The sequence below is a fragment of the Streptococcus jiangjianxini genome, assembly GCF_040225085.1.
Taxonomy (GTDB): Bacteria; Bacillota; Bacilli; order Lactobacillales; family Streptococcaceae; genus Streptococcus; species Streptococcus jiangjianxini.
In genome coordinates, this window is sequence record NZ_JBEHGL010000003.1 from 185,613 (window position 1) to 192,755 (window position 7,143).

The window sequence follows — 7,143 nt, forward strand, 5'->3', positions numbered from 1 at the left end:
TATTTGTCTTCCTCTTCTTCTAAAAAAGACCCTTACGGGTCAGGTTATCTATTTTTTTTAAACATGCGAGTAAACAGCCCTTTTTTGACAGCTTCTTCATGTTTTTCTTGAATTTCTTGCGCTTCCGTTCGAGCTTGATTAGCCTCTTCTTTAGCTTCTTCCAATTCTAACTTTAAGGTTTCTTTATCCTGCATAGCTGTTAGAGTTAATTGCTGTTGCTGATCGATTTGTTTGTCTTTTTCAGCAATCTGAACATCCTTGACCCGCATTTGTTCATCTTTAGCAGCAATCTGAGCATCTTTAGCCTTCAACTGCTCATAAAGACGGGTGATTTCAGAATTCTTCTCATCAACCAGAAGCTCTAAAACCTCGCGTTGCTTTGTTTCTTCGTCAATAGGATCATCTTCAAAAATGGTCTTTTTGTAGATTTCCTCCAATTTAATAAGTCCCTTGCGATTGACAACCGTAACCCCTTTTTCATTTTTTTCGATGTCTTCTTCAGGAAGTGTCTTAATACGATTGTTAACCGCTTGACGACTAACGCCTAAAATTTCAGCTAATTCACTGACAGTCTTTTCAATAGCCATCTTACCCTCTTTTTACTGATTTTTCTTATAAAAATAGTAACACAAAGGCTTTTTGATGTCAATTTATCCTTGACTAGGCGCTTTACAAAATCATCCCTTACTATTTTCACTCTAAAATTGTGCTAAAATAAGAGTATGACACATTTTGATACTATTATTATTGGCGGGGGGCCTGCTGGTATGATGGCGACCATCTCTAGCGCCTTTCACGGTAAAAAAGCTCTCTTACTCGAAAAGAATCGTCGTCTTGGTAAAAAATTAGCTGGCACAGGAGGTGGCCGTTGTAATGTCACCAATAGCGGAACACTTGAGGATCTCATAGCAGGTATCCCTGGCAACGGACGTTTTCTTTATAGCGTCTTCTCCCAGTTTGACAACTATGACATCATCGCTTTCTTTGAAAATAACGGCGTCAAACTAAAAGAAGAAGATCACGGACGCATGTTTCCTACTACGGACAAATCACGTACCATTATCCAAGCTTTGGAAAATAAAATTCTAGAACTAGGGGGCCAAATCAAAACTCAGTTTGAAGTCGTTTCGGTTAAAAAAAATGATTCTGTTTTCATTGTCAAATCTATCGATACCGAATTCACTTGTGACCAATTGATTGTGACTACCGGAGGAAAAGCCTATCCTTCGACTGGTTCGACTGGTTTTGGACACGATATCGCTCGCCATTTCAAATTGGAAGTTACCGACATTGAGGCCGCTGAGAGCCCCCTTTTGACAGATTTTCCGCATAAACCCTTACAGGGCATTTCCCTCGATGACATCACTCTCTCTTATGACAAGCATGTCATTACCCATGATTTGCTCTTCACCCACTTTGGTCTGTCTGGACCTGCTGCCTTGCGCATGTCTTCTTTTGTTCGTGGTGGCGAAATCCTCTCACTGGATGTGCTCCCAAAAATGACGAGAGAAGATATCAACCAGTATCTCACAGAAAATCGTAACAAGTCGATCAAAAATGGTCTCAAACCCCTTATTCCTGAACGTCTAGCTGAATTTTTCTCAGAAGGATTTCCCGAAAAAATCAAACAAATGGATCCTAAACAAACCGAGCGTTTAGTGGACAAACTCAAGACAACCCAGATTCCTGTCACTGGTAAGATGAATCTAACCAAGTCCTTTGTGACTAAAGGAGGAGTCGATCTGAAAGAAATCAATCCTAAAACTCTTGAAAGTAAGAAAGTTCCTGGGCTGCACTTTGCTGGTGAAGTATTAGACATCAATGCCCACACGGGCGGCTTTAATATCACTTCTGCCCTTTGTTCTGGCTGGGTAGCTGGTGCCCTTCATTATTAAGCGCTAAAAAGTAACAAGTTTTCCTTGCTACTTTTTTTATTTTTTGATAAACTTTAATAGTTAACCAGTTAAGTAAAATCGCAGGAGGTCAATATGGCAAAAAAATCTAAAATAGCTCGTTACGAAAAACAATTACAATTAATTGAACAATACGCTGACTTACGTCGTGAGTTAAAAGCAAAAGGTGATTATGAGTCTCTTCGTAAATTACCTCGCGATTCAAACCCAAACCGTTTGAAAAATCGTGATAAAATCGATGGTCGTCCACATGCTTATATGCGTAAATTTGGTGTCAGTCGGATTAACTTCCGTCAATTAGCTCACAAAGGACAACTTCCAGGTGTTAAAAAAGCCAGCTGGTAGTTATCAGTCGATGATAAGTTGCTAACTGCATTTTTCCCTTTGATGTAGCTATTAACCCTATCATCCTAGTATATTATAAAGTTTTTATCACCAAAAAGGTGTCGGGCTAGTCATCGACACCTTTTTGAGTACCTTATAGGATCGCTTTTAAGGCATCCATATCTTCTTGCTTCGTTGACCAGCTTGTTACGAAACGAACCACAGTATGATGCTCATCATATTTTTCCCAGAGGCTCACAACTACTTTTTCTTGTAGTTCTTTTAACCTTTTATTTTCGATAATAACGAACTGTTGATTGGTTGGACTTTCCAAATAAAAGCGATAGCCTTTTTCTTTGAGAATTGTTTTTAATTGCTCAGCAAAGTGTAAAGCTTGTTGACCTATCTTCAGGTATAAGTCATCTGTGAAGAATTGTTCAAACTGAAGACCAACCAAACGTCCTTTAGCTAAGAGTGCACCGTGCTGTTTCACCATAGCTGAAAAATGCTTAGGCATATTAGTCTTCGTATAAATCAAGGCTTCCCCAATTAGGGCGCCAAGTTTCGTACCACCGATGTAAAAAACATCACAAAGTTCAGCAATATCTTTCAGAGTAACATCAGTATCCTGAGCAGCCAGTCCATATCCAAGACGGGCACCATCGAGGAAAAGCGGAATATCATATTGGTGACAGACTGACGCTAAAGCTGTCAATTCTTCCTTGCTATACAGTGTGCCATACTCAGTTGGATGAGTGACATAAACCATCCCCGGAAAGACCATATGCTCAAAGGTATCATCATTGTAAAAATCCACCAAATAATCTGATACGACTTTTGCAGAGAGTTTCCCATTTTGATGTGGTAATGTGATGACCTTATGTCCGACAAATTCGATAGCTCCTGCTTCATGCGTCGCAATGTGTCCCGTATCTGCTGAAATCACACCTTCGTAAGATTTCAATAAACTCGCAATCGCTACTTGGTTGGTTTGAGTGCCACCCGCTAAAAATTGTACTTGAGCATGGGGGCAATCAATAGCCTGGCGAATGTTTTTTATAGCTTGGTCTGTGTAATCATCAAAGCCATAGCCTGCTTGATTGACTTCATTAGTATCGACAATAGCCCTTAAAAGTTTTGGATGAACCCCTCCATTATAATCATTTTCAAAATGTAACATAGGCACCTCTTTTCTTACCAAAATTGTACTAAAATTCTCTTAGAATACCAAGCGTAACACAGCTATGGTGACAACCCCTGTCAAAACCGACAGCAAAATATTTTGGCGCTTAGTCGCCACCCAAAAAGTCGGTATCACCGCTAATAGGTCCAACCAGTTGAATTGTGGCAAATGGCCTCTTTGTCCCTTAACTAAACTAGATAGGGTCAAGGCAAAAATAATGCTAATCGGTAGGTAATTAAGGAAACGAATCAGCGGTTCTGGAAGTCCTTTATACTTTGTCAAAATAAACGGGAAGATTCTAGGAATCCAGGTGACTAATGCCCCAAGGAATATCCCCAATAAAATGGTCTTAGTTGTCATCCATTCTCACCCCCACTTCACATCCCACTAAGGTCGCCGCTAAAACAGCCATTGAGTCTGAAAGAATAATGGTCAAAAGCAAATACGATACTGCAACAGCACCTAAAATCATCGCTATCTTCTGACCCCCTAACCAATGCAGCATCCCCGTCAGCTGACTCGCAAAAATAGATACAAACATGGCTACTAAAGCAAAGTCTAAGCCTAGTGACACAGGATCTGGAATATAAGAACCAACAAGCGTTCCAAAGACAACTGACAAAACCCAGCTTAAATAAGCAATAATATTATTACCATGCATCCAAGACGTTGAAATATCCTTCCGACGAACCTGCTCACTTAACAAAACACCGTAACTTTCATCTGTTAGCAAGGTCCCGATTCCAATGCCTTGAATCAAAGAAACTTTTTTAAAGATGGTTGTCACATGCAGACTCATCAAAAGGTGACGCAAATTGATTAAAAAAATTGTAATCGTTAAAGAAAACAAACTAGCATCGGCTAAAGCTAGTGCAGCAAAGGCAAATTGTGATGACCCTGCATAAATAAAAAGACTCATCAATCCCATTTCCCAAGTAGTCAACCCACTACTAGAACCGACAACACCACAAGCAAGGCCAATAGAGACATATCCAACCGCCGTTGGCAAAGAGGCTTTTGCCCCTCTAAGAAATTCTCTTTTATCCATAAGCCTCCTTCATCCCCATCTTTAATTTTCAGAATATTTGTTAATTATAACAAAAACACAACTTGAACTCAAGCTGTGTTGATAGGTCCTAAGCTTCGTAAGCTGGAAAGGCTAGGCTGGGTTTGGCATTTAAATCAAGCCCAGCAGTGCGGTTTAACTCATATTCAACTGCCGCAGCAAAGGCAATCATTCCAGCATTATCTCCACAAAGGCGCAATGGAGGAATGATGACATCAATATCTTTTATTTCTTCAGACAAGCGTTCACGTAAGCCCGCATTGGCGGCAACACCACCAGCAACGACTAAGGTTTTAACAGGATACATGTTCAAAGCCTTTTTCGTTTTGGCTAAAAGGACATCCATGACAGAGGCTTGAAAAGAGGCACATAGATCTTCCAAGATCAAGTCTTCTCCTTTTTGAGCTGCATTGTGATGTAGATTGATAAAGGCAGACTTCAAACCAGAGAATGAAAACTCCAAATTGTCTTCCTTTATCATAGCTCTTGGGAAATCATACACGTCTTGTCCCTGATGAGCTAGTTGGTCAATTTCACGTCCAGCTGGATAAGTCAAGCCCATGACACGCCCAACCTTGTCATATGCCTCACCAACCGCGTCATCACGGGTTTCACCAACAATATGATACTGACCAGGCTCAGAAACATAGACAAGTTCCGTATGTCCGCCTGATACTAAAAGTGCCATCAGCGGATAGGTCAACTCCTTTTGTTCACGCGCAGCCATTAGATGCCCAGCCATATGATTAACTGGAATCAAAGGCAATCCATGCGCCCAGGCAAAGGCTTTCGCAGCAGAGAGACCAACGAGTAAGGCTCCTACGAGACCAGGTCCATATGTCACTGCTACTGCCGATAAGTCCTTAGCTGTAACCCCGGCTTCCACTAAAGCATCCTCAATACAGGTCGTAATCACTTCGACATGGTGACGACTGGCTACCTCTGGAACCACACCTCCAAAACGCTTATGACTCTCTACTTGACTAGCAATAATATTACTCAATAATTCTGATTCATTTTTTAGAACAGCCACACTAGTCTCATCACAAGAACTCTCAATGGCTAAAATATAGCGATCAGACATGTTAACTCCTTCTCCTAACACTACCTTGCTTCTCGTTTCATCAATACAGCATCTTCTATGGGACGATGATAATAATTCTTTCGATAACCTACCTTCTTAAAGCCAAATTGCTGATAAAGATGTTGAGCTTTTATATTAGACGTTCTAACTTCCAAAAAAATAGGTTCATCTATGGCTTCCAAGTTTGCCATTAATTGTTTGGATAATCCTCTACCCTGATAAGCTGGCAACACAGCAATATTGGTTAACTCCATCTCTCCAAAAAGCCCTTGAAGAGCCAAAAAACCAACAATCTGATCATCCTCAGATAGAAAAAAATAATCTGTATTGTTTTGATTATAATCAGCCAGAATCTGCTGCCTAGACCAGGGTGACTGACCATAAACATCCTCTAGGATCTTAAATATCCCCTCAATGAGCTGATTTTTTGAGAGGTTAGACCCGCTTGATATAGTCATCTCTCTTACCCGCTTGATTGTTTTTTAACCAAATTTCTTCCGCTTCTACCTTCTTTAAGTAATTGGGCAAGAAAGCATCAACATCAGCACTAGGCAAACTCAAGGCTAATTTTCCAATCTCATAAGCTGATGGAAGACTAGTTTCATAAGTAGCCTCCGGGAAATCCGTCGCAATCGTCTCCACAAAAGCATCAACTTCTCCAACGAAACAAACGTGATCATAGGATTTAGCCTGTTCGATAATTTCATCAATACTGGCATAATGATCCTCTGCAATAGCTTGTCCACCTTGATAAAAACCAACGTAAGCATGCTGACGCCGTGCATCTATGAGTGGCACTAACACAGCAGATGAAGCCACTGGTAAGGCTAAAGCCTGTAAACTAGACACGCCTACCAACTCAATTTTGAGGCTATAAGCCAGGGTTTTAGCTGTTGCTACCGCCACACGAAGACCCGTATAGGAACCCGGTCCCTGCGCCACTGCAATACGATCCAAATCAGCAGGTTGCCAACCAACTTGTTGCATGAGAAAATCAATCACTGGCATCAAACTGATGCTATGATTTTTCTTAACGGTGAGACACGTCTCTGCTTGTAATTGTTCACCGTCTAAAAGCGCTACTGCCAAAGTTTGGTTTGAGGTATCAAATGCTAAAACTTTCATGAGAACTTCCTTCTTGTTTAACTATTCCTTTATTATATCACATTTGTAAATAGCCTAGTTCTGGAAAGTTTTCTCGTCACGACAAACGCATGAAGAAACCATCGTTTTCAGATAACAGTTTCATAAAATAAGTTTGACCCCTTTGCTATACTAAAGATAGTGGAGGATTTTGTTATGAATGAGATACTAGATTTCTTGATAGATGTTCGCGATGACAGAGAAGCATGGAAAATTAAACACCGCTTATCAGATATTGTATTGCTTATTTTCTTCGCACGCCTATCAGGTGCAGAATATTGGGACGAAATCGAGGAGTTTGGGAATGCCTATGAGTCTTCCTTGCGAACTGTGTTGGAGTTAGAAAATGGGGTTCCGTCTCACGATACGCTACAACGTGTCTTTGCCACCCTAGATCCTCAAGTTCTAGTAGAAGTGACGCAGATGTGGT

10 protein-coding genes are annotated in these 7,143 nt (G+C 40.7%); 3 read left to right on the forward strand and 7 right to left on the reverse strand.

Annotation, left to right across the window (positions count from 1 at the left end; genetic code table 11):
• Positions 1–44: 44 nt before the first annotated feature.
• On the reverse strand, positions 45–587 hold the full coding sequence (locus ABP870_RS02965) for a DUF536 domain-containing protein (RefSeq protein ID WP_062711549.1): 543 nt from the start codon (positions 585–587) through the stop codon (positions 45–47).
• Between the two features lie 135 nt (positions 588–722).
• On the opposite strand from ABP870_RS02965, the gene ABP870_RS02970 reads away from it, so the two are divergent.
• Both ABP870_RS02970 and rpsN read left to right on the forward strand, forming a co-directional pair.
• Positions 723–1,895, forward strand: a complete 1,173-nt coding sequence (locus ABP870_RS02970) for a BaiN/RdsA family NAD(P)/FAD-dependent oxidoreductase (RefSeq protein ID WP_350013993.1) — start codon at positions 723–725, stop codon at positions 1,893–1,895.
• Positions 1,896–1,988: 93 nt separating this feature from the next.
• Positions 1,989–2,258 carry a 30S ribosomal protein S14 gene (gene rpsN, locus ABP870_RS02975; RefSeq protein ID WP_350013994.1) on the forward strand — a complete coding sequence of 90 codons (270 nt, stop codon included), beginning with the start codon at positions 1,989–1,991 and terminating at the stop codon, positions 2,256–2,258.
• A gap of 133 nt (positions 2,259–2,391) precedes the next feature.
• Here rpsN and ABP870_RS02980 read toward each other — a convergent pair whose 3' ends face one another.
• From ABP870_RS02980 to tsaB, 6 genes are all read right to left on the reverse strand, one after another.
• Entirely contained in the window at positions 2,392–3,417 is a 1,026-nt protein-coding gene (locus ABP870_RS02980) for a threonine aldolase family protein (RefSeq protein WP_350013995.1), read from the reverse strand.
• A gap of 39 nt (positions 3,418–3,456) precedes the next feature.
• Positions 3,457–3,780 carry an AzlD domain-containing protein gene (locus tag ABP870_RS02985; RefSeq protein ID WP_350013996.1) on the reverse strand — a complete coding sequence of 108 codons (324 nt, stop codon included), beginning with the start codon at positions 3,778–3,780 and terminating at the stop codon, positions 3,457–3,459.
• A complete protein-coding gene (locus ABP870_RS02990) occupies positions 3,770–4,468 on the reverse strand; it encodes an AzlC family ABC transporter permease (RefSeq protein WP_350013997.1) in 699 nt (232 codons plus the stop codon). The genes ABP870_RS02985 and ABP870_RS02990 overlap by 11 nt, the downstream gene beginning before the upstream one ends.
• Before the next feature lie 88 nt (positions 4,469–4,556).
• Positions 4,557–5,570 (reverse strand): tRNA (adenosine(37)-N6)-threonylcarbamoyltransferase complex transferase subunit TsaD, encoded by a 1,014-nt coding sequence (tsaD, locus tag ABP870_RS02995; protein ID WP_350013998.1) that lies wholly within the window; start codon positions 5,568–5,570, stop codon positions 4,557–4,559.
• 20 nt (positions 5,571–5,590) lie between these two features.
• Positions 5,591–6,028 (reverse strand): ribosomal protein S18-alanine N-acetyltransferase, encoded by a 438-nt coding sequence (gene rimI / locus ABP870_RS03000; protein WP_350013999.1) that lies wholly within the window; start codon positions 6,026–6,028, stop codon positions 5,591–5,593.
• Complete coding sequence (gene tsaB / locus ABP870_RS03005) at positions 6,006–6,695, reverse strand: tRNA (adenosine(37)-N6)-threonylcarbamoyltransferase complex dimerization subunit type 1 TsaB (RefSeq protein ID WP_350014000.1); 690 nt, start codon at positions 6,693–6,695, stop codon at positions 6,006–6,008. The genes rimI and tsaB overlap by 23 nt, the downstream gene beginning before the upstream one ends.
• 174 nt (positions 6,696–6,869) lie before the next feature.
• On the opposite strand from tsaB, the gene ABP870_RS03010 reads away from it, so the two are divergent.
• On the forward strand, positions 6,870–7,143 hold a 274-nt coding region (locus ABP870_RS03010), incomplete at its 3' end, for a transposase family protein (RefSeq protein WP_350014001.1).

Excerpts from the sequence above, each read along its gene's own strand:
- ABP870_RS02965 (WP_062711549.1), bottom strand. The coding sequence starts at position 587 with ATGGCTATTGAAAAGACTGTCAGTGAATTAGCTGAAATTTTAGGCGTT.
- ABP870_RS02970 (WP_350013993.1), top strand. The coding sequence starts at position 723 with ATGACACATTTTGATACTATTATTATTGGCGGGGGGCCTGCTGGTATG.
- rpsN (WP_350013994.1), top strand. The coding sequence starts at position 1,989 with ATGGCAAAAAAATCTAAAATAGCTCGTTACGAAAAACAATTACAATTA.
- ABP870_RS02980 (WP_350013995.1), bottom strand. The coding sequence starts at position 3,417 with ATGTTACATTTTGAAAATGATTATAATGGAGGGGTTCATCCAAAACTT.
- ABP870_RS02985 (WP_350013996.1), bottom strand. The coding sequence starts at position 3,780 with ATGACAACTAAGACCATTTTATTGGGGATATTCCTTGGGGCATTAGTC.
- ABP870_RS02990 (WP_350013997.1), bottom strand. The coding sequence starts at position 4,468 with ATGGATAAAAGAGAATTTCTTAGAGGGGCAAAAGCCTCTTTGCCAACG.
- tsaD (WP_350013998.1), bottom strand. The coding sequence starts at position 5,570 with ATGTCTGATCGCTATATTTTAGCCATTGAGAGTTCTTGTGATGAGACT.
- rimI (WP_350013999.1), bottom strand. The coding sequence starts at position 6,028 with ATGACTATATCAAGCGGGTCTAACCTCTCAAAAAATCAGCTCATTGAG.
- tsaB (WP_350014000.1), bottom strand. The coding sequence starts at position 6,695 with ATGAAAGTTTTAGCATTTGATACCTCAAACCAAACTTTGGCAGTAGCG.